The sequence below is a fragment of the Candidatus Cloacimonadota bacterium genome (assembly GCA_028706475.1).
Taxonomy (GTDB): Bacteria; Cloacimonadota; Cloacimonadia; order Cloacimonadales; family Cloacimonadaceae; genus UBA5456.
Window position 1 is genome coordinate 1 of record JAQWBI010000012.1, and the last position, 21,849, is coordinate 21,849.

The following is a 21,849-nucleotide window of genomic DNA, read 5'->3' on the forward strand; positions in this document are numbered from 1 at the left end:
CTGATCGCCAGTCTAAATATCTCCCATATTTGTCAAGAAAAGCTCGCTTGGAACCATCTCGACCTGCTTTTCTCTAAGAACACAAGGAAAGTAGCATAATGAAGTGGGAGGTATTGAACAGTCTCATATCCTTGTTGCGGGCTCTTGGCGAGAAATGTCTTGACTTGTAGCCATTACACAGGGAAGATGTCCTGCAAAATTGAATAGGAGAAACCATGAAAAGATATGCGGTTTTGCTAATGTTGATGATTCTCAGCTTTAGTGCTTTTGCTCAGAGGAAAGCATTGGTGATTGGCAACAGCAGATATTACAAAGATGAGATATCCACCAGTTTGAACGATGCTCAGCTAGCTGCGGATGCCTTGAAGGCGATCGACTACGAGGTATCCCAATACAGTGATTTGGACTACGCTGCCACCATCTCGGCGCTGGATAATTTCAAGAAAAGCCTGGTAAGTGGAGACACAGCTGTGTTTTATTATGCCGGTTTTACGAAGCAGATTGCCGATAAGAATTATATCCTACCTTATAGCAAGAGTAAATTGGATGATCTGGATGAAACTCTTATTAGCGTGGATGTAGTTTTGGAAGCACTCAGCAGGGCCAGCAATTCCTTCCTTTTTATGGAAAACAGGACTTTGCCCAGTGGTTTCCCAAAATCCCTGTGCCCCAAGGACAAAGGGCTTCAATCCATTCAGCGTCTTAATGCTAATCAAGGCTTTGCCATGGCGTCCGACGTCGGAAAAGAGCTGAGGGCTCAAGGAGAACGTTATAGCATTTTCACCTATTCGCTTTTTAACAAGATCACCAGCGATATGTACGATTTCCCTGTCTTGATGAAGAGCGTGCAAGATGAGGTTTACAGCTATACATCGAAGGATCAGAAACCTTATTGGCAGAGCAATATGAAGGCTCCGTTCACGTTTTGGGAGCCTACTCAGCAGTTGAAGTTCCGTTTCCGGCTACCTTCCTATCGGGGTTTGGACGGGGGAGGAAGTTACAACTTCTGATTGATGCATTTCGGGCGGTTCTGATGCCGCCCTTTTTTTATATCCGTATTTTTACTATCCTTCCCCTTGGTATTAGCGAGATTTGATGTAGATATCAAGCAGTAATAATGCAGTGCTCACTCGATGATAACACGTTTATATCTGCTTAATATCAGGATGAAGCAGAGGGCTGAGATTTGGGGAGATTACAAGTTTACTTCCACCCATATTCCCAGGCTAAATATCTGGGAACCGTCGTCCCGCTTGCGGTCAGAATTTACTTCATAACTGGAGCTTAAACCTCCACGGATGTTGTGGTCAAATTGGTAACTTGCGCCTGGAGTGATGGAGAGGCGGGAGGTATCTCTGTCCACTTGCGAGTTGTCGCGGCCTTTTGTAACGTCTCTGGTCTTGTCGTAAGTGATACCCATGGAGGACGATAACTGGTTATTTATGTGAATCTTCTTTCCGGTAAAGGGAATTGTGAATCCGCGCCCAGCAGTGAAGCTGTATGTCAGATTACCGTTCATGGTTACGGTGTTACTGGTCTTTACGATATTATAGGTATCCATATCCGTGATGTTTTCGGTCTCAGACATAGAAAAACTTAGGTTTGTATTCAGCTTGTTCAGAATGTTTCCGGTGAAACCGATCAAGGGGCTCAGAGATATGGTTTTAGCCTCCTGTTTGGGCTTCACCCAGTCGATATCTCCGCTGGCTCTTGTAGTGTATTGGAATCCTGTGTTTAACCTTGCGCCCTGTAAGTAGTTGGATAAGCCCAACCAGGGTTCCCAGTTCATCAGACTGAGAGTAATATCAGGGAAAGTGGTGGATTTATTCTGCTGACTGGCAGCTGAGTAACGCCTGTTGAAGCTATGAGCGAAGTTGATAGTGCTGTCCAGATTTCTGCCAAACATGATGCCGGAAGAGAGAGTGATAGTGTTGTCATTGCCGATTGCATCCATATAATCTCTGGGCATGGAATGAGGTACGCCGAGCTGGAAGGCGAAGTTTGGCCGATCAGTCTTTCTGGAAAAACTCATGGCATAGCCGTTCTGATATGAGGCAGTAATGTTTTTGATGCGGGAGAGATAATCTACGACTGTTACCAATGGATGGAATCCGGAGCCTTCCTCTTCCTCTTCTGTCTCTTTTTCTTCTTTCTCCGGCATTGTTTCGTCTGGATTATTTTCGGGACTGTCTGTGTCCTGGTCTGGTTTTTCGGGATCCATCATTGCTTCAGAATCCTTCTTTTCAAAAGTATCTTCTGCAGCGTCAGTTGCAGACTTTTCCTCTTCCTCTTTATTTTTGAGTTCTTCTTCTTTTCGCTGTTCTTCTTCTATTTGCCTGAACTTTTCCTCTTCTTCCTCCTTCTTGAGCTCTTCATCACTGCGGCGACGCTCCTCCTCTTCCTTCATGGCCTTTTCATCTTTATCCATCTGTTCCTGCTGATTTATCATCTCCTCGAACTGTTTACGCTCTTCATCGCTCATTTGCTCAGGATCCATATCCCGCATCATATCCTCATCGTAAGTTGGCTTTTGGCTGTCGCCTTTTTGAGGGTACTTGCTTCTGAGCTTCTGTAACCACTGACCAAGCATATTGGAGTTCATTAGGGAAAAGTTTGTACGAATGCTTCTATTGGTATTACCATCGCTCTGATACACTTCAACTTGCTCTCCGTCCACTGTTTCATTGTACTTTCGCATCAAATCGGTGTATCTGGCGCTAACACTGGTGCTGATATTGAATATCCTGGTCAGATAAGTGGGATTGTAGTTCAGACCCAGATCTTGAACGTATTCGGTTTGTTTACCGATATTGACCGACTTCAGATAGTTCTTCTGCTTGAGATCTCGCTTTGTATTTATTCTACCGGTCAGATTAAGGTCACTCAACAGAGGCCAGGTGATATTGTTGTCGCTGGTGAACACCTTGGTGGCTTGAGTGTTTGGACGATCATACCAATCGTACACGCCATCACGCAGTTCCCAATTGTAGCTGTTTGGTTCGTTGGTGTTTATAGTAAAACTGTTCGTAAAAGCAGTGGGGAAAAAGCCCAAACGATAATTATTGAACAATTTGAAGCTGGTTACATCTGCGGGAAAAGAGAGGTTGTAGCCCATGGTACCGCGCCAGGTAAGAGTGGTGTCTGCGTTAGTCGCATTACGGCTGTTTATCTGTTGAATGTTTCCGGATAATGTGATCTTGCCCAGGGTATATTGCAGGATCTTGCTTTTGGGAGCATTGCGCAGACTGTAGCCAAAATCGGCATAATAAGTGGTGCTTTCGGTTGTTTCCCTGGCTTTTTCCTTGGGATCGGGGATATTGCTCACCACTAGGTCGGAGTTTGCCCGGTACCGAGGTGTGCCTTCAGTGTGATTTCTCCGCAGAGTAACCGGCATATCCAGACCCCAGCTAGTTGGGAAGAACTTGTTTAGGAAGTACTTGTTGATAATGTTCAGGCTTTTCGTGCGGGTATAAGTACTGGTTCTGCCCCTTTGGATCACAGGATTGAAGTTTTCGCTCTTGGATTCGTAATCAATATCCAAGGTCGAAAAATCGGCAAATTTGGAGTTTAGAGTTATTCTTTGTGCTACACCGGTTTCCTGATAAGGATTGGTCACGCGCATATCGTTGAAATATATGGTGCCGTTCAAGGGCGTATTTTGGGTGTCTGTGCGAGGATTGATCACTCCCAGATACAACTCCCGGATCGAAGTAAGGGTGGGTCTTCCCTTATAGTAGTATGTTATATCGCCTACAGTGAGAGTATCGGATGTCGCCCCGGGATTCTGTTCTTTTAACGCAGTAATATCTTGTAACACATACTCAAGCTCCATCCAGCGGTTGCTGTCCATCTTGCTCATATACTCCACAGCGGGAATTCGTTGAGTGATCTGATAGTAGTTCAACGAGTCCGCTCCGATGCGGATAAAGATATCCAGATCATCGGTAAATGAGCCTTCAGCAGCTTCCGGATATACCCAAAAACGCAGAGTTTCATAGGGGAGGAGATTGTATGGATCTATCATTCTTTGGCGTAGAAGAACCTGGTGCTCGCTTTGCAGGTTTCGAATATCAAGCGACAAAGCGGATTCTGTGGTTTCTCTGCGGTCTTCTACATAAACCGTACCTGGAGGCGAGCTGTAGTGATTGGAGTTTTTCTGGTTGTTTACCAAACCGGAAAGATAGGTAGTATTGAATGCTGCAAGCTCCGCTTCGGTAAGGATTCTATTGTTTAAATCGCGCACAAAGAAATCCTGCCATTTGTTGCCCACAAGCGATGCATCAGCAACCAGCACGCGAACTGGAGTATCGCATTGTACCCACATTCTGGCATAGGATATTTTCTTCAATGTGGGTCCCGCACCAGCTTGATTGTTCACAATCGTGTAGTATTCCGGATCAGAGATCGGGATGCGATATAGCACCCAGCCATCGTGGTTTTGTCCGGTAGTGTCCGCCAAAGAAATACTGTAGCTGAAGTAGCGATCGAGAGTGTCCAGGACGCCGTCGTTATCTATATCCTCAGAGTCCAAAACACGGTTGCCTTCGCTGCCGTTTATCTGGGGATAATCTCCATTGGCATCCATACTGTTATCCGCCAGATCAAAGGGATCATGACCTGGTTCACCATGCAAGACACCATCCAGTCCGAGGTCTTCATCCAGAGTGAGTACACCGTCCCTATTGGCATCCTCAGAGTTGTAATCGCTCTGATCTCCATATTCCGTGTAAAAGTCTTCATTGATGTCGCCAAGATCTATGGTTAGGATTGCATCCGGGCGATTGATGCTATCGTAGTTGTCTACTTTTACCAATAGTTCTATGTATTTCTTTTGAGTGAAGTCGAGCTGATTGCCCAGGTACTTCATTATGCCACTCCAGCTTTGCACTCCGGCCCCCGGCATATAGATGCTCCCAGGCCAGTGCTTCATAGCCAGAACGGTAGCGCTTTCCTTTCGTTCCCGCTCTGTAAGGGTGGAGGGATCCTCGATCTGTTCACGGTAGATATTCTTGGGATTGTACCAATTCATGCGTCCCTTGGAAAGGTTTGTGCCATAGGGTTCACTGCCCATTACCCAGGTAGATAAGGTCACTCCCAAGGGATAGCTATCCACAATGGACTCCATGTCGTCCACATAGGATATTTTCTTTTTGGTTTCGGAATCTCCGTAGATCGTAGGAATGGTGTAAGCAATCTCACCACTGATGGTAAACTCGCTATTGGCAGTGGTTGAGATTAGCGGTAGGGCATCTATCCATCGGGTAACAAAAGCAGGTTTGAAGCCTATCTTCCCGTCCACGTTTGCCATCCACATCTGGATGTTTTCGTTACCGATCCGGGGTCTCTTGTCGGCAACGGTTTCTGATCTGTATATCAGAGTACCGCCCAACTTGGCGTTATCCATCACTTGCCAATCTGCACGCATACCGGCAAGAGTTTTGCTCGCTACACTGAAGAGTGAGCGGCTTTCGTAGTCAATTTCTATCTTTGCATCCGGATCTTTTCCTGCGGCAGTAAGGAAGGTAATGCGTCCAAAATCGTAGTCTACCAGGTAATCTAAGTTTTCTTTTTGCTCCAAGCCATTTACTTTTACACGTACACTACCTTTCAAGATTCCGCTTTGTGAAAGGTCGATTGCTTCTCTGCCAATTTTCCCTTTGACTGCCAGATAAAACTCAATTTCATCAAATCCGATAGATTCGATTTGCTCTTCATACAGTATCGCCTCTCCCAAAGGTCTGAAAGGCTCTATGAAGGGGAACAAGACAATTCCGGAAGATAGATTTACAGTGGCATCATCTCCGTTGATAATGCCGTCCCCGGAGCTGTCTAAACGTAGATAATCCATATAAGTTATGAAGTTTCCGGTATTAAGACTGTCTGGTAGGTTGTAGTTGCGTGTGTTGTCCGAATCCAAGATGTACACATCCAAGCTGAAGCCGTCACTCTTGATATTGGTTTTGTTCATACTATAGATGTTGCGCATCTGGTAGTGCCACACGTTGTTGGGATCTTGGGGGTTGTAGTCTTGGTTTCTGCGGCGGATCACAAAAGGATAAATGAGTTCATTACCCGGGATCTGGCTTTCAGTATAGTAATCAGCGGAATTAACCGGAATGTTGTCCTTTCTAGTATAAGTTACTCCCAGAGTAGTGCTTCTGTCTATAGGACGAAGTAAAGTGATGAATCCGGCGTCATAATCGGTTATAAAGTCCGTGCCTTCAATCAATTCCTCATAATAGGGTATATAGCTGTTTGTGGGGCTGATATAGATCGTGTCTCCCTGAGCGAATTTGAAGTTGTCCAACGGACTTTGAGTGTCCAGCCATACTTTCAACGTACCGTTTTTGGGTAACAGATCCGGATTCTTTATAAACCAAGCTCCAGAGCCGTCTGTGCGGATAGCATTATTAATCCATCCTGGGGGGTTATCACCGATGTTGCTTTCATCGTATATATCGTACAGCTCGTAGGGATCGCAGATATAATACATTGTGCGGGGGACATAGTCCTTGCTGCGGAAAACCACGCTATCGGCCTGGGCCTGTCCTACATAGCTCATGCTATTCTTTTGTCCTTCCTCTTTGGAGGCTATCACCGACAAATCAAGATCACCCAGTTTGAATTTACTGGTAACGCCAAACAGACCTTGAGAGCTGGTAGAGTAGCTTATATAGCGGCTTCCCGATAGAGACAGGCTGATGTTTCCTGCTTCAATGGAATGAACAACCTCGTCTTCATCCCCGGTGTATTTGATGTTTACATTGTTGGGATCAAAGAGTTCTTCATCCTGATTTGAGTTGTACTTTAGGTTTACTGCTATCTTTTCGCCTATAGTTCCGGTAAGCCTCAGATTGGTTTCCTGTTCCATTTTAATGTCGAAAGTGCTGCGGTTTTCAGTTTCATATATAGGTATCTGTTTGCGCTTTGTGCTGCTTACCTGCAGGGAAATTTTCTGCGTACCATCCAGATTCAGGCGCCCTGCTTTGTTCCCTAATACCCGTTTTACTCCGCGGGGAAGAGCGATGGTGGGAAGATCCAACACAAACTCACCAATGAGGCCTGAAGTAGGCAATGTGGCAGTCTGTACGTATTGCTTTATCTGCGCATTCAATGACTTGCGGAAGGTATGTTTCTGCATATTTTCCAGATATTTGTCAAAAGAAAGCGGGATGGGGGGGTGCAGTTGCTGGTTTTCCACAAGCGTGTTTATAATAACTCTTTGGTTTTCAAAATCGATCTCTTCATTACGGGGAATGTCTATCGCCGGAATAGCGTAGGGACGCTCTTTAAAGATATCCAGACCTTTGCCAAGTTTATATATGTCTAGGCGATTGTTTACTATGGGATAATATCCGTCGATATACAAACGCGGCTCGAAGACATTGGCTCCGAGGATGATAGGGAACCAGAGCAGGAGAATGAGCCGGCGTTTGAGCGAAGACATCATGCGGATTCGGAGATCAGGCTAATTAGTGCCCAATAAAAGCCCCAGAGAGTCAGGTCGCTATCTAGGATGTAGTCAGCGGGGCACAAAGCAGCTATACTGGATGCCAGACCGCCTGTGAGGATAACTTTATAAGGTGCGTATTGGGGATAATTGTGTCTGATCTCGTCGATAAAAGCTCTTATCATAAGAGCATGGCCCAGAACGATTCCGGAGCGCATAGCTTCCTCAGTGTCGTATCCGACGATGTTTTTTGGGGCAACGAGGTTGATTTCATTTAATTGAGCGGCCTTCGAGAAGAGCTGGCTTGCGGCTGTTTTCATCCCAGGAGCGATAGCTACTCCGGCATATAGCGCATCGGCAGTGACCAGTTGGATGGTTGTAGCGGTGCCCAAATCTACTATCAGAGTAGAACTCCTGTACTTTTTCCAGGCTGCAAAAGCATTGGCAACCAGATCAGCACCTACAGTAGATCTGTCTTTATTTAGATATCTCAATCCAATGGGAGAAAGCCCATTGATAGGATAGATCATGGCGTTGCTGTGTCTGGATAACATATCATCCCAAACACTTGTAAGATAGGGAACTACGCTGCCTAATGCGATGTATTTGAAAAGTGCAAGAGGATATTCAGGCATAATCTGCCCGATGCGGCTGAAATATTCCTGAGTACCGGCATGAATGGTGCTGGGCATACGATAACGAGCAAGTAACTCATTATCTTCAAACACTGCGCACACTATACTGGAATTTCCGATATCCACTACTAGGATAGGACCTTTCTCATTGTTCATTGGCATAATCCCTGCTCAAACAGAATTTTTGAGTACAAAAAACATTAGGAAAACTCAGCTGGAGCTAATTTGAGAGAGGGCTCAATTGTGTCAATTGATTTGTAGCCGGAAAAGTCCTTCGAAACGAACTTTTTTTTCTTTTTAGGATACAATCTCTGTTATATGGCGGTAGTAATCTATATTCCAGTGGCGTAGGCCAAGGTGATCAAAGCCATCAGGGCATTGAATAATACGGCATAGTCATCGTGTTCATAAACGATGGTCTTGCCGTTTATTCGCTTGGTTCCGGGCATCAGCGCCACCACATCCGCCATGGCAGTGGAATAAAATTCGATCTTTAGTCTGATGGGAGCATCAAAGCAATAGACCTGAAGATTTGTAAAGGCAAGTGATGAACGTACTGCATCTCGCAGTTCCCGGTTTACCCGCGCCAAAGAGTAGTTTTTGGCTGCAAACTTGGCCAGCCCCTCTTTTGTGCATACATAGTTAATGTCGGGCAGGATGGGTTTTAGCTCGTCTTCCAATGCCTTGTCCCCGGATACCAGGGCTACCGGAACCCCGTGATATCCAGCATAAGCAGCGTTTATAAGAGCTTCATTCATGGGCCTGTCGTTGATCCAGATATGTTGGACGCGGCTATTGGAATATGTGTGATCCATATTGGCTTTCATAGCCCCTGTACCGGCATGATAACCCAATAAGAACACCAGATTGAATTTGCCGTCAAATCCCGGCATCATATACTCCGGACGGGGAGAACCTGAGATGAGATTGATCCTCTCATCGCGGGCAGTAATCTGGTAAAACAGATTGTCGCCATTGCTGTGCGAATCCGCAATGCAGATTTCTTGAAGATCTTTTGCGACGTGACTTTGCAAAATTTCGTCGATAACGATTTCCACATGATCCATCATGCATTTTCGCACACTGCTGCGATCGATCTTTTCTTGTTCCCAGTTAAAGGTTCCGGGTATTCCTTCCATGTCCACTGATATGTATATCTTCATCACAACTCCGCTGCAATATGGGCTGCTAGAACTACATTGTTCTTCAGTAGCACCAGGTTTGCACTTACAGATTTATTCTCGGTTATTTCTGCTAAAATGGCCAGCAGATATGGGGTTAATGCCTTGCCGGATAAGCCTTTGGCATCGGAGATTGCTTGCTGGATATAAGGCTCGATCTCTTCTCGGGCTATTTCCGATTCTTTTGGAATGGGATTGGCTATCAACATTCCAGAGGAGACAAGCGGCAAATCCTGATGATAACGATAAGCTGTAGCCAGTTCGCTAAGCGAGTCCAAACGATCAACTGTTTGCCCGCTTTGACGACTGTAGAAACTGGGGAATTCCTCTGTTTGCCATCCATATACTGGAACACCTGAGCTTTCCAGCATCTCCAAGGTCGCAGGGATGTCTAGGATAGCCTTGCAGCCAGCGCATACTACGATCATGGGGATACTCGCCAATGCCTTGATGTCCAGAGAGATATCCATCGTGTTTTGCCATCCGCGATGCACTCCACCGATTCCACCGGTGGCAAACACATCAATGCCCACCAGATGTGCCAAATACATCGTAGCGGATACTGTAGTCCCGCCACTGTATTTGCGGGCTGCTGCCATAGAGATATCCCTTGAGGTAAGCTTGTGTAAAGCTTCCGGTTGCATAAATTTATAGGTCAACAACTTGATGTCTTCTGCATCCAAGCCTATGTGAAACACACCATCCAAAGCGCAGATTGTGGCAGGAGTTGCACCATTTTCAAGCGCACAGTATTCCAACATGGAAAGAGTCTCCAGGTTCTGAGGATAAGGCAGACCGTGTGTGATTACAGTGGATTCCAGTGCTACTATTGCTTTATTCTCTGCAAGCGCTAGTCTTACGGGGGCAGATATCTTGAGGGGAAGTGGATAGACTTTTGCCGGTGTCATCGTAGAGTTTCGTTACCGGTATCAGATATAGCGACTAGTTGCTAGCCAGTTGATCCTGAGGAAGTTCGTTTTCGGGATGTACGATTATAACTTCCACGGGGGCTACTCCGGGTAGGATCAGGCCGATCTCTTTCGCAGCAGCATAAGAGAGATCTATGTCTCTTCCATGGGGGAAGGGGCCTCTGTCGTTTACGCGTACTTCAACCGATTGACCATTTTGGGGATTTGTAACGATAAGTCTGGTGTCAAAGGGGAGAGTTTTGTGTGCGCAGGTCATTGCATAGCGATCGTAAATTTCGCCGCTGGCAGTTCTGCGACCATGGAAGTACTTCGAGTAGTAGGAAGCGACCATTATTTCCGGATCGATTCCCGGGGGTTCCTGAGTGTGCAATGAATCAATAACCAGAGCGGTCTGATCCTGGCTGATCTCCTCATTGCCGATTCCGGCTACAGAATCTGCGATTACCGGCCCTACCAGGAGGACTTGCAATCCCAAAAACGTAACCAATATTTTCTTTTTGAATTTCTTCATATTACTCCAAAATGAGTTCCTAATCTCATATTCGGGTGACAGTGATTTGGAGGTTGATATCTGTCAAGAAAAAATGACAAACTTGGTCTTATTTCATTGTCATATATATACTAAGGTGATACGATAATCTGTCATGATTGGCTCTGAAATGCTGTGGATTCAGCACTTGAACAAGTGGTCTGTAACTGCGAAATGCATCCCAGAAAAACTGGTTTTATTCATGATGCTTTTGAATCAAAATGGCGATGGAATCTACTAACTTAATCTGTAACTGTATTTATTTTGTCACTAAGATAAACCCAGCGGCTGAAAGCAATCTCGTGTTTTGTGTTGTAGTCATCTATCTCTTTGGCGATGATGGCATATTCATCGTGCTTGAGGCCGCTTTTCCCTAGTTCTTCCTCGATCCGCAACAGCTCGGCTTCGATTTTCTCGATCTCAGATTCAATTCTTTCGTACTCTCTCTGTTCCTTGTAAGACAATCCTTTGTTTTCTCGTTTCGGTTTCCAGATTTTTGGCTTTTCACAATCTTCAGTTTCTTCTTCCTGATAGCGTTTTACCAATAGATAATCGGAATAGTTACCGGCAAACTTTCGGAGCTTGCCATTCTCGAAGATTATCAAATAGTCCACTGTCCGATCCAGGAAATAGCGATCGTGGGATACAATTAACAGGCATCCTTTGAAGGCATCCAGATAATCCTCTAAAATCTCCAGACTGGGGATGTCCAGGTCGTTTGTGGGTTCGTCCAAAATGATGAAATTTGCGCCGAACAACAGCGATTTTAACAGTTGTAGACGTTTGCGTTCTCCTCCGGAAAGTGAAGAGAGTCGCTGTTGTTGCATCTTGCCGTCGAAGAGGAAGCGATTGAGCATCTCTGTAGCAGAGACCTTGCTTCCATCGGCTGTACGGATACTTTCGGCATATTGAGCTATGTAGTCGTAAACACTCATCATTAAGTTCAGGTCTTCTTCTTCCTGCTTATAATAAGCAAAATGAGTGTTCATACCAACTTTGATGCTGCCGATATCGGGCTTCTCTTCACCGGTAATCAAGCGTAGAAGCGTGGTTTTTCCACATCCATTCGGACCCAATATTCCGATGCGTTCCAAGGGCTGAAAGTGATGATCGAGGTCTTCGAACAATGTGTTACCATCGTATGATTTGCTAAGCTTATGCAGTTCCAGGATGGTCTTTCCTAAACGATCGGTTTGGAAAGAGATATCGAGCTCTTTATTTGAAATCAGGTAGCTCTTGCTTAATAGTTCTTTCACCCGTTCCACATGGTTTTTGGGCTTTGTGGCTCTTGCTTTTGCACCTCTGGCTAGCCATGCCAATTCCTTGGAGAGCTGCGCTTGGCGGCGGGTTTCCTTGCATTTGCTATCTTGATCCCGCAAGATTTTGCCCTTCAGATAAGCACTGTAGTTCCCTTCATAAAAGAAAAACTGTTTATTTTCTATGTTCAGGATCTGATTACATACGGTATCCAGAAAATAACGATCGTGGGTAACGAATATCAGCGCTATTTTACTGGAGATTAAGGTGTTTTGCAACCATTCGATGCTGTCCAGATCAAGATGGTTTGTAGGTTCGTCCAGCAGAAGCAGGTCTGGTTCTTGCGCCAAGGCCTTGGCTAGGTCGGCTTTGCGGCGTTGGCCTCCAGAGAGAATGCCCATTTTGGTGTCATAAAGCTCCATACCCAAGCGACTGAGGATTGCCTTGTAGTGATGTTCTTCTTTCTGGATATCCTTTTGTTTAGGTAACACATGTTCCAATACTGTGCACTCAAGATCAATCGGAGCATTTTGTTCCAGATAGGCGATTTTGAGATCTTTACGAGTCGTAATGTTACCGCGGTTGGCTTGGATAATGCCGGCCACTACTTTCAGGAGAGTGCTTTTACCACATCCATTTACACCTAGTATGCCCAGTTTGTCTTCAGCGTGAATGCCAAAGGATGCATCCTCGATGACAACTTTGTCACCGAAAGCGACATGGATGTTCTCTGCAGTAAGGATTACTTCGTTTGCCATATATTATGGCGTCCCTGAGGCGATTCGAACGCCTGACCTTCACCTTCGGAGGGTGCCACTCTATCCAGCTGAGCTACAGGGACGCAGAATGATATAGTCATAAGTTTTGGCTATCGGCTTTCTGTCAACAGATTTACTTGAAACAGCTTTTACCACAAAGCATACGGGACGAATTCGGAGCATGCTTTTTCACAATTTTGCAGATAGCTTCCGAGACCTCGCGAATCTCCCATTGTGCGTGTTCATCGCTGCGTAGGCGAATAAAATGGTACAACTCTCTGCAGTTCATCTTCACATATACCTTGCAAATGGAGCCATTTAGTTTTAAATAGTCTTGAACTGCTTCAATGGCTTCTGGGATCATGTCCGAAAAGCTGATACATTCCTTGATCATGCTATTCCACTGATCTTCTCTACCAATCATTTTGATGGCTTCCGGAATCAGGAAATTGCCAGAATAGACCTTCTTCTTCAGGATTGTGCATTGACGGTGTCTCTTGAATTGAGCCCAGCAGGATTCGCTGATAAAGAGCTCAAACTCAAAATCTGCTGCTTCAAAGGCGCGGGGTACCTTGTGCCAGCTCTTCATACCGGTAAATACCTGTTGCCATAGCTGTTCTTTAGACAATCTCGGTAAGCGGGAGACTAGCTCCAGGTTGTCTTGCCAAGAGAGTTCGCTTTCAGGATAAATAAGAGCAGCAAGGATCTGGTCATCAGCGTTTTTCGGAGCGGAGATTAATCTGGCTTTGTTTTCCAGATCTATCGCTGCTAGCCAAGGTAATTCCTGTTGTAAGAATCCGCTGAATCCTACTTTATTTACGTCTACCTTCCCTAAGTATCCATCAGATTCTGTGTGACGAATCAAAGAGGGGCAGATAGGTTTTACTTCTTTGATGATCAGCTCTTTAAGTTCCAAGGCTTCCTTTAGCGGGATGGTCGCTAATCTGCGTAAAAGCTGTTCCAAACTGCGGGCATTAATGGTGATGCCCATTTGAGTCTTTGTGGCAAGGGGGAGTATGTAGCGGGCGTCTTCTTTGGCCAGGCATTCCCTGTCCTTTGGTTTCATATCGGCTTTGTGGATTATATAATACTCATTCAAGGCATTATAGCTGGTTTCATACTCTGTAAACAGACGGTCCATCAAGTCGCAGTACTGTTGCTTAAGAGCAGTTCTGCGGCTAAGTTCCTTGGGAATCAGGTAGTCCTTGCTAAAGGTCACGTAACGCTGCGACTTCTCTGTGAATGAAGCCAATCGACTGCGCTGAACACTCTCGGTGAGTAAACGTGAGACATCAATCAGATCCAAGTTGAACACAGCATGCTCTGCAATGGAGGCATGCCCCATTTCGTAGATAATATTCTCGTTTGAGCTACGGGCTTTTTCCACTGCGCTCAGAGCTTCCTTACGTAAAGTATCCACGCGCTTGTTGCTACGCGAAATGCGGGCATAAGCAGCGGAGATTACTTCAGGAGTGGCATTTTTTGCCTTCAGCTCTGCGATCAGTCCTGCATCGATGTTGTATCCTGCAATAATCAGTTTCATTTTTACCTACAATAGGGCTGTTACACTGCTAGCACCAATGCGGTTTGCACCGCTTTCCAGCATCAGTTTTGCAGTTTCAGGATTGCGGATACCTCCGCTTGCTTTTACGCCAAATTTCTGTCCCACTACTTCCCGCATCAGAGCGATGTCTTCAGCCTTGGCTCCAGCAGTACCAAAGCCAGTGCTGGTCTTCACAAACTTTGCACCGGCCTTTTTACTGAAGAGACAGCTGATAATGATCTCTTCGCGACTTAGATAGCAGGTTTCCAGGATCACTTTCAGCAGTACTTTCTCTTCAAGGCATTGGATGGCTACAGCTTTTATTGTCTCGAGTGCCATATCCCAGTCTTTACTTTTGATTGCGGCGATGTTTTGTACCATATCCAGCTCTTGCACTCCGGCTTCGATTACTGCTTTTGCTTCTTTTTTCACTGCTTTACGGCTCCCAGCTCCCAAGGGAAAGTTGATTACTGTGCAAGTCTTTACTGGGGGTAACAGGATTTTACTGGCTTGGGGAATGAAATATGAATTGATGCAGACAGAAGCGGTTTTATACTCATTTGCCATAGCGCAAAGCTGGGTTATATCCTCTTTTGTGGTATCAGCTTTCAGAACTGTGGCATCTATCACACTTGCTAGCTCTTGCTTGGTGTCGAATATTTCGTCCGGCTCGTCGGCCCGGCACTTTGCGCAATGCAGGCAAATCTTATGAGCTCCGCCACAACGGGCCAAGTCCTCGCCTGGGAAAAAGTCTCTGGTAATTTGTTCAATGCTCTTCATGTGTTGTTATCTCCTTTAAGTCCTGCCAATTGTCCGCATGCCCCGCATACTTCTGCTCCACGGCTGCGACGCAGAGTTACAGCCTGATTGAGGCTCTGAGCCTTGGCCAGAAAGGTGTCTATCTCAATCTCGCTGGGACTGCGAAAAGGCAAATTGGGAACAGTATTGTAGGGGATGAAGTTGATTTTGCAAGACAAGTCTCCTGCAAAGCGTTTCAATGCCGTGATATCTTCATCGCCCATATTCACTTCCGGGATCATTATATATTCAAAAGTTACACGGAAACTGCTTTTATTGAGGTAGTACCGTAGTGCTTCTTTGAGTTCTGAAAGCGGGAAAAGTCGGTTTACCGGCATTAAACGTTCCCGTTTTTCATCTATGGCAGAGTTCAGCGAGACAGCCAGTTTTGTCTTTACTCCGCTATCTGCAAGGCGAATGATACCTTGGGGAATGCCGCTGGTGGACACTGTGGTTCGCCGCGGGCTAAAGGCTAGTCCTTGCGGAGATTGAATAATCATCAAACTCTCCAATACCGAATCCAGATTGTCGAGGGGTTCACCCATGCCCATAAAGACCAGATTACTCAAGCGAGGTTCAGTAGATAAACTTGTAGCCAGCATAATCTGCCCCACAATCTCATGAGTATGCAGACTACGCTTCAACCCCAGAGTACCAGTGGCGCAAAAGCTGCATGCCCGGGCACATCCCACTTGCGAGGAAACACAGAGGGTACGCTTGTTTGCTGATGGGATCAATACCATCTCGACCAAGGAGCCATCCTCCAGCCTAAGGCGGTATTTGGTGGTCTGATCTTCAGCTGTAAGGCTACAATCGATCTCCGGGAGATGCCAGCTAAAATGATTCATAAGGTATTCCACAAAGTCTTTGGGAAGGTTTGTAGCTTCCCGGGGGTCAAAGACCATCTTTTTGTAAAACCAATCTGCAAATTGTTTGTATCGATAGTCTGGAAACTTACCTATCAGGGATGCTTGTATAGTTTCCGGTTTCTGTGCAAAGATATTTACTGGCATGTTTCCAAGTCTGGAATGCTGATTACTCGGAGTCTGGAGTATTCATCCGGATTCATTTCAACTATAATTTGGTCTTCTGTACTCAGGTAAATCTTTTGTGCCAATACATCAATCCGATACACCATAGCTCGGCTATCGGCATATTGAACACAAGTTCCGATGATGGGAAAACCCTTGCCTTCCTCCACATAAAAATCTTCTTCGAAATTCAGGCAGCAGAGCAATCTGCCACATGGTCCGGAGATCTTGGAGAGGTTACCAGCCAGGTTTTGATCTTTAGCCATCTTTATAGTAACCTGATTGAAGCGCTTCAGAAAGCTGGAACAGCAGTATTGGTGTCCACACATGCCAAAGCCGCCCAAACGTTTTGCTTCGTCGCGCCCGGTTGTCTGATGCAGTTCTATGCGGGTTTTAAAGATTGTAGCCAATTCGCGCACAAATACCCTAAAATCGATTCTGCCATCTGCAGTGAAGAAGAATGTGAGTTTATTACCGTCAAATTGGAATACTGTTTCGATAAGTTTCATTTCAAAAGGGTATCGCAAAAGCAGGTCATTGAAGGTACGAGAGGCTTTTTCCTCTTCATAGCCGATACTGCGTAGCTTTTCAAAGTCCTCTTCTGTGGCGCAGCGGCGAATTTTATATATCCTGCCATTACTGTCCGGGATTTCTTTTTCTTCACGGGGAACGGCCATGTGCACTATCTGAGCGATATCTTCGCCCCGCTCTACTTCGACGATTATCAAGTCTTCAGGGTTTATGGGCAGCTGTTCGGGATTCTGGTAATACCCCATGCGTCCGGAGCGAAATTCAACTTCTATATAGTCTTGCATTTATTCTCCATTAGTGTTTTGAGCAGTTCCATCTCTGCCTTGGTCATACCAAGTCCGCGCCTGGATTTGACAATTGAAGCGGTTTGGATAAAATCTGGGAATCTATACTCACACAGGTTATCCGCCTCTCCCCAAGAGTAATCCGCTACGAAAGAGCTAAACAGCTTGCTTCCATAGATGTTTGAACCTGTCCCAACCACCAAACCGGTATTCATGCTACAATTGATACCTGTTTTCACGTGATCTCCCAATATGCAACCCATAAAACGGTTACCGCTATCGATCTGTCTTCTTTCCGGATAAATGTATGTCTTAACGTTCTTGTAGGTGTTTTTCAGGTCACTGTTATTGGTGTCTGCGCCCAGATTTACCCACTCGCCTATGTATGCGTGCCCCAAAAATCCATCGTGCTGCTTGTTAGAATAAGCTTGAAAGACACTTCCTTCGATCTCACCACCAACTTTACAGAGCGGGCCTATGGAAACGCCTCCGTAAATTTTTGCGCCGATCTTTACCAAGCTTTTCTTGCCTATATAAGCAGGACCGGTGATAACGCTGCTTGCCATTACTTTAGCGCCAGTATCCAATACGATAGGTCCGGAAGAAGCGTCCAAAACCACGTTTGGAGCCAGAGTCACTTCTTCTGCTACCCAGATGTTGTAGGGATTCAATACAGTTACTCCCGGTTCGGTCTCAAAGTAGTTTTCCGCCTCATAAAAGACATTCTGAAAGTCCCACTCAATCAGCCGCGCATTATCATGCACCAAATCTGAGATGTAGTTGTATAGCAATGTTTGTGCAGCAGTAGTGCTTAGACCTTCGGGGATCGGATCTCCAAAACCAAACGAAGTAGAACTCATACAGGCTACAATGTCGTCACCCTGTATTAGAGCGGTTTCTGGAGATAGATTTTTGATCTCAGTTATGGCCTCATAGTCCAGTTTGATACGACTATTCAGATATAGCTTCTGCCCATCAGGACACACATTGATCTGCCAATCCGGATGACGTTCCCGATAAAGAGCATACAAACGTGGTTCAATGATTACCATGCTATCATCGGAATCAAATACGAACTGAAGCCGTTGTCTCAGTTTCAGTATTCCACAGCGCAAATCACCCACGCTACGGGTGTGGCTGATGGGGAAGAAGTTGTTGAAGCGTTTATCATCAAATATTATTACTTGCATTTAATCTCCTTCTTGGGGGCCGTTTCCCATGCCATACAAAGATATTGAACTGCCCCAACAGCATGGTGAAAACCAGCATAAATGTCTGAATAATCAGCCATATTGGGTAGAAACTCAGCATGCGCGCACTTATGCCAAAGTGTTTGCGGGAATACGATATCATGATCTGTTCGATCAATATCCGATACATGAGCACTAGCAAACCAAGCTTCAGGTTGATAAAAAAGAGTATGATGCTGCCCCAATACAAGCATGCCATCGAAAACAGAATGAAGAAAAACTCCGGATTGAACTTGAGCTGATACTTCATGTTCGAAGCCCAACGGCTGCGTTGATTGATGAACTGTTTCCAACTGGATACTGGATGTGTGTGTACAAAAGATGCTGGCGAAAAGTTGAATATAATCTTATGTCCCTTACGGCGCATGAGCTGCATCAGATTTACGTCATCCCCGCTCATCAGGTGCCAGATCTTTTTGAATCCACCCACATCTTCCCAAGCGCTTTTTCTATAGGCCAGGTTTTGCCCAATGCATGCCCAGCTTTTACCCAGCGTGTATCCTCCACCAAGCACCATATAGGTAAGCGCAAAATCCAGATGTTCGTATTTCTGCAGGATTCCTGCTTTGCTCCAAACAGGGATCAATGTGCGTGAATATCCGGCCACCATACTCACATCATCTGTGAAACAAGATACCATGCTGGAGATCCAGGAAAAGGGTACCATGCAATCGGCATCTGTAGTAAGGATGATATCTCCTTCTGCAGCCAGAATTACCTTGTTCAGAACCATTTTTTTGGGTGATACTACGCCGTCCCGCCCTACAGACTTGATGTAGCGAATATTGTGACCTTGGTTTATATATTGCTGTAAAATGGCTTCCGTTTCATCTTCGGAATCATCATCACCAAACACAATCTCGTAGAGCTCATTGGGGTAATCCTGAGATAACAGGCAAGTAAGCAGGCGAGGAAGGTTTTTGGCTTCATTACGCCCCACAACTACCACGGAGACTCTCAGCTTTTTGTGGCTCTTCTTCTGGGACAGGTTTTTCCAGCCAAAGTAGAAACGAATTACAAATACTATGTAAGTAACCGCACCTGAAGCAACAAGCGCCAGTAACAGCCAATAGAGATACTGTGTGATCACGATTACTCGAGTTCCAAAGAATCGTTGTAACCCCAACGAGTTGGGTAGAAGTTATACTGCAGAGTGTCATCCATAACGGGAGGAATGTTCCCTTCGATGAAGTACTCATCAATTCCGCCGCTGCTGGCCAGGAAACCGGAACTGGGGTTAATCTTGTAACTCACAATCTTCTCCGGTTTACTAAAGCTGTATCGGGTATCATCCGAACGCGGAATCCTGCCTTTGTTATCCAGCTTGATACACTGAGTCATAATCTTTCCCCAAATCGGGGTGCAGATGGCACTTCCGGAAATAGTTGCATTATTGTCAAAACCGTTCCAGATACCGAGAGTAAACACCGGATTGAAACCGATGAACCAGGCATCACGATGATCGTTGGAAGTACCTGTCTTACCGGCTACCTGCCAATGATAATTGTTTCTCGCAGAAGCTCCAGTACCGGATGTCGTAACGGACTGCATCATGCTGGTCATGATGTAGGCCACCTCTTCCGTGGTAACCTTACTTTTTGTGCTGAAACCCCTCTCCAGCACTTTTCCGTTCATATCTTCTACTCTTGTGATGAATACCGGGCTTACTCTGGTTCCTCCATTGGGGAATGTAGTATACGCTGATATCATATTGATGGGAGTTACTTCATAAGATCCCAGCGCAGCAGAATAATCCGTAACCTTACGATGGATACCAAACCTGTTGAAGGCATCGGTAAGTGTATCCAGACCCAGATCTATCGCTGTTTTTACAGCCCAAATGTTGTAAGAATGAGTGATGGCTGTACGCATCCGGGTATAACCATAATATTTCTTGCTATAGTTTGTTGGAGTCCATTTCTTGCCGTCACCGCCTACTAAAGATATCTCCGCATCGTTGATCACAGTAGCAGGAGTATATCCTTTTTCAACTGCTGCAGTGTAGATAAGCGGTTTTATGGAACTACCTGGCTGGCGTTTTGCCTGAGTCATGCGATTAAACTTGCTGTGAGAAAAATTCCTGCCGCCGATCATTACTCTTACAAATCCGGTTTTATTTTCCATCAACACCAAGCCGCCTTGAAGGTATCGTGTGTTGATATCAAAGGCGCTGGGGCTCACATCGGCCATCTTGTTTGGATAGTTGTAACGCTTTTCGATGCCGATGAGATAATCGTTCAAGACACTATCTGCATAAACGCTAAGGTCTTGATCCAAAGTTGTATAGATGCGCAAACCACCTTCAAACAGGCGGTCTGTGCCATATTTGTGTTCCAGGTACAGACGAATATGCTCGATGAAGTAATCAGACGAAGCTTGACGCATGGAACTACCGATCTTTCGCAAAGGACTCGATACTGCTAATTCATAATCTGTATCGCTGATCACTTTGCTTTTTAACATACGCTCCAGTATGTTGTCCCTACGCGCTTTAGCCCGTTCAGGATACTTGATGGGATTGTAGTAGTTTGGTCTTTGAATCATGCCCACCAGTGTTGCAGACTCTGCCAGACTAAGGTCTTTAGCGTGTTTGCCGTAGTAGTTGAGTGCGGCTGCTTCCACGCCGTGCAACTGCCCGCCCCAGAATATCTTATTGAAATATATCTCCAAAATCTCATCTTTACTAAATTCGCGCTCAATTCTAAAGGCCAATAGCACTTCCTTAATCTTACGCGAGATCCGTTTATCCAGGGTCAAAAACATATTACGCGCCATCTGTTGCGTGATTGTGCTGGCTCCTTGAGAGAAATCCATTCTCACTATATCGATAACTATAGCGCGGATGTTACCGATGATATCTACACCAAAGTGCTTGTAAAAATTCTTATCTTCAGTAACTACAAGTGCGTCTATCAAATGGGGGGGCAATTCTTTCAGCGAGACCAGTTTACGCTTTTCAAAGGCAAAGAGATATACCATCTTGCCGTTTCTGTCGTACACTTCGGAACCACTGCGCATAGTGAAATTGCGCAATTCACTTGTGGGCGGTAAACCGTCTGAATAAAACCAGACAATACCCAACAGCATACCGGTTAGTATGCAAAAACCAATTCCTACATACAGCAGGTTTTTGTGTATCTGTGTCTTAGATTTTCTTCGTTTCATATCTGAGTTTCAGGTTTGGTATCCTTTCTTCAATGTAGTAGCATAAACACGCAGTTAATATACCACTAAACAATCCTAATAAGATCAGGATTGGTGTCAACACAAAAAGGCTGTCCTGGGTGATAATAAACCATCGCGCCAGGAACAATTGAGTCAGGTTGTGACTCACAGCGCCCAGTATGCTGATGCCGGTGACACTCAATCTGGGCCGGATCATTAGTCCTGCGCTCATACAACATACAGCTATGATTCCTCCACCTAGTGAAAGCAGCATGGCTGGGCTGATCAGAGTGAAAGTGGCGATGCCTCCCACAATTGTCTTTGCAATTGTAACCACATAAGCTTGCCATATTTTGCGATGCATTATCAAGTAGAGCATCACTATATTTGCCAATCCCAGCCGCAGGAAGGGAATCGGTAAGGCTCTTAATATCAAGTTTTCAATGATATATACCACGGAGGCTGTGGCAGTCAGAAAGCCCAAAAACACCAGTTCTTTTGTCTTCAT

At 45.4% G+C, this 21,849-nt stretch carries 14 protein-coding genes, 1 tRNA gene and 1 pseudogene; 1 reads left to right on the forward strand and 15 read right to left on the reverse strand.

Annotated elements, in window-relative coordinates:
• The first annotated feature begins 215 nt into the window (after positions 1-215).
• Complete coding sequence (locus tag PHF32_03695; protein ID MDD4559831.1) at positions 216-1,010, forward strand: caspase family protein; 795 nt, start codon at positions 216-218, stop codon at positions 1,008-1,010.
• 185 nt (positions 1,011-1,195) lie between these two features.
• Here the strand turns inward: PHF32_03695 and PHF32_03700 are convergent, their stop codons facing one another.
• The 15 genes and pseudogenes from PHF32_03700 to PHF32_03770 all read right to left on the reverse strand — a co-directional run bounded on the left by PHF32_03700 (position 1,196) and on the right by PHF32_03770 (position 21,849).
• Positions 1,196-7,450, reverse strand: coding sequence for a hypothetical protein (locus PHF32_03700; GenBank protein ID MDD4559832.1), 6,255 nt, complete (start codon positions 7,448-7,450; stop codon positions 1,196-1,198).
• Complete coding sequence (locus PHF32_03705) at positions 7,447-8,241, reverse strand: type III pantothenate kinase (GenBank protein ID MDD4559833.1); 795 nt, start codon at positions 8,239-8,241, stop codon at positions 7,447-7,449. The genes PHF32_03700 and PHF32_03705 overlap by 4 nt, the downstream gene beginning before the upstream one ends.
• A 176-nt stretch (positions 8,242-8,417) precedes the next feature.
• On the reverse strand, positions 8,418-9,248 hold the full coding sequence (locus PHF32_03710; GenBank protein ID MDD4559834.1) for a M55 family metallopeptidase: 831 nt from the start codon (positions 9,246-9,248) through the stop codon (positions 8,418-8,420).
• Positions 9,248-10,174, reverse strand: a complete 927-nt coding sequence (locus tag PHF32_03715) for a pseudouridine-5'-phosphate glycosidase (GenBank protein MDD4559835.1) — start codon at positions 10,172-10,174, stop codon at positions 9,248-9,250. Before PHF32_03715 ends, PHF32_03710 begins: the two co-directional genes overlap by 1 nt.
• A 58-nt stretch (positions 10,175-10,232) precedes the next feature.
• A pseudogene (locus tag PHF32_03720) lies at positions 10,233-10,526 on the reverse strand (septal ring lytic transglycosylase RlpA family protein).
• Positions 10,527-10,966: 440 nt separating this feature from the next.
• Positions 10,967-12,739, reverse strand: a complete 1,773-nt coding sequence (locus tag PHF32_03725; GenBank protein MDD4559836.1) for an ABC-F family ATP-binding cassette domain-containing protein — start codon at positions 12,737-12,739, stop codon at positions 10,967-10,969.
• Positions 12,740-12,745: 6 nt separating this feature from the next.
• Positions 12,746-12,822 (reverse strand) — tRNA-Arg (locus PHF32_03730).
• 50 nt (positions 12,823-12,872) lie between these two features.
• A complete protein-coding gene (locus PHF32_03735; GenBank protein ID MDD4559837.1) occupies positions 12,873-14,282 on the reverse strand; it encodes an FAD-dependent thymidylate synthase in 1,410 nt (469 codons plus the stop codon).
• Between the two features lie 6 nt (positions 14,283-14,288).
• Entirely contained in the window at positions 14,289-15,062 is a 774-nt protein-coding gene (gene deoC / locus PHF32_03740; protein ID MDD4559838.1) for a deoxyribose-phosphate aldolase, read from the reverse strand.
• Positions 15,059-16,093 (reverse strand): 23S rRNA (adenine(2503)-C(2))-methyltransferase RlmN, encoded by a 1,035-nt coding sequence (rlmN, locus tag PHF32_03745; protein MDD4559839.1) that lies wholly within the window; start codon positions 16,091-16,093, stop codon positions 15,059-15,061. Before rlmN ends, deoC begins: the two co-directional genes overlap by 4 nt.
• Positions 16,084-16,926, reverse strand: a complete 843-nt coding sequence (gene ricT / locus PHF32_03750; protein ID MDD4559840.1) for a regulatory iron-sulfur-containing complex subunit RicT — start codon at positions 16,924-16,926, stop codon at positions 16,084-16,086. Before ricT ends, rlmN begins: the two co-directional genes overlap by 10 nt.
• Positions 16,911-18,116 (reverse strand): putative sugar nucleotidyl transferase, encoded by a 1,206-nt coding sequence (locus PHF32_03755; GenBank protein MDD4559841.1) that lies wholly within the window; start codon positions 18,114-18,116, stop codon positions 16,911-16,913. Before PHF32_03755 ends, ricT begins: the two co-directional genes overlap by 16 nt.
• On the reverse strand, positions 18,097-19,266 hold the full coding sequence (locus PHF32_03760; protein MDD4559842.1) for a glycosyltransferase: 1,170 nt from the start codon (positions 19,264-19,266) through the stop codon (positions 18,097-18,099). The genes PHF32_03755 and PHF32_03760 overlap by 20 nt, the downstream gene beginning before the upstream one ends.
• A gap of 2 nt (positions 19,267-19,268) precedes the next feature.
• Positions 19,269-21,341: a PBP1A family penicillin-binding protein gene (locus PHF32_03765; GenBank protein MDD4559843.1), complete on the reverse strand. Its 2,073-nt coding sequence runs from the start codon at positions 21,339-21,341 to the stop codon at positions 19,269-19,271.
• Positions 21,322-21,849 carry a Gx transporter family protein gene (locus PHF32_03770; protein ID MDD4559844.1) on the reverse strand — a complete coding sequence of 176 codons (528 nt, stop codon included), beginning with the start codon at positions 21,847-21,849 and terminating at the stop codon, positions 21,322-21,324. The genes PHF32_03765 and PHF32_03770 overlap by 20 nt, the downstream gene beginning before the upstream one ends.

Coding starts and splice junctions, on each gene's coding strand:
- deoC (MDD4559838.1), bottom strand. CDS start 15,062: ATGAAGAGCATTGAACAAATTACCAGAGACTTTTTCCCAGGCGAGGAC.
- PHF32_03755 (MDD4559841.1), bottom strand. CDS start 18,116: ATGCAAGTAATAATATTTGATGATAAACGCTTCAACAACTTCTTCCCC.
- PHF32_03715 (MDD4559835.1), bottom strand. CDS start 10,174: ATGACACCGGCAAAAGTCTATCCACTTCCCCTCAAGATATCTGCCCCC.
- PHF32_03700 (MDD4559832.1), bottom strand. CDS start 7,450: ATGATGTCTTCGCTCAAACGCCGGCTCATTCTCCTGCTCTGGTTCCCT.
- PHF32_03765 (MDD4559843.1), bottom strand. CDS start 21,341: ATGAAACGAAGAAAATCTAAGACACAGATACACAAAAACCTGCTGTAT.
- ricT (MDD4559840.1), bottom strand. CDS start 16,926: ATGCAAGACTATATAGAAGTTGAATTTCGCTCCGGACGCATGGGGTAT.
- PHF32_03710 (MDD4559834.1), bottom strand. CDS start 9,248: ATGAAGATATACATATCAGTGGACATGGAAGGAATACCCGGAACCTTT.
- PHF32_03695 (MDD4559831.1), top strand. CDS start 216: ATGAAAAGATATGCGGTTTTGCTAATGTTGATGATTCTCAGCTTTAGT.
- PHF32_03770 (MDD4559844.1), bottom strand. CDS start 21,849: ATGAAGACAAAAGAACTGGTGTTTTTGGGCTTTCTGACTGCCACAGCC.
- PHF32_03735 (MDD4559837.1), bottom strand. CDS start 14,282: ATGAAACTGATTATTGCAGGATACAACATCGATGCAGGACTGATCGCA.
- rlmN (MDD4559839.1), bottom strand. CDS start 16,093: ATGCCAGTAAATATCTTTGCACAGAAACCGGAAACTATACAAGCATCC.
- PHF32_03705 (MDD4559833.1), bottom strand. CDS start 8,241: ATGAACAATGAGAAAGGTCCTATCCTAGTAGTGGATATCGGAAATTCC.
- PHF32_03725 (MDD4559836.1), bottom strand. CDS start 12,739: ATGGCAAACGAAGTAATCCTTACTGCAGAGAACATCCATGTCGCTTTC.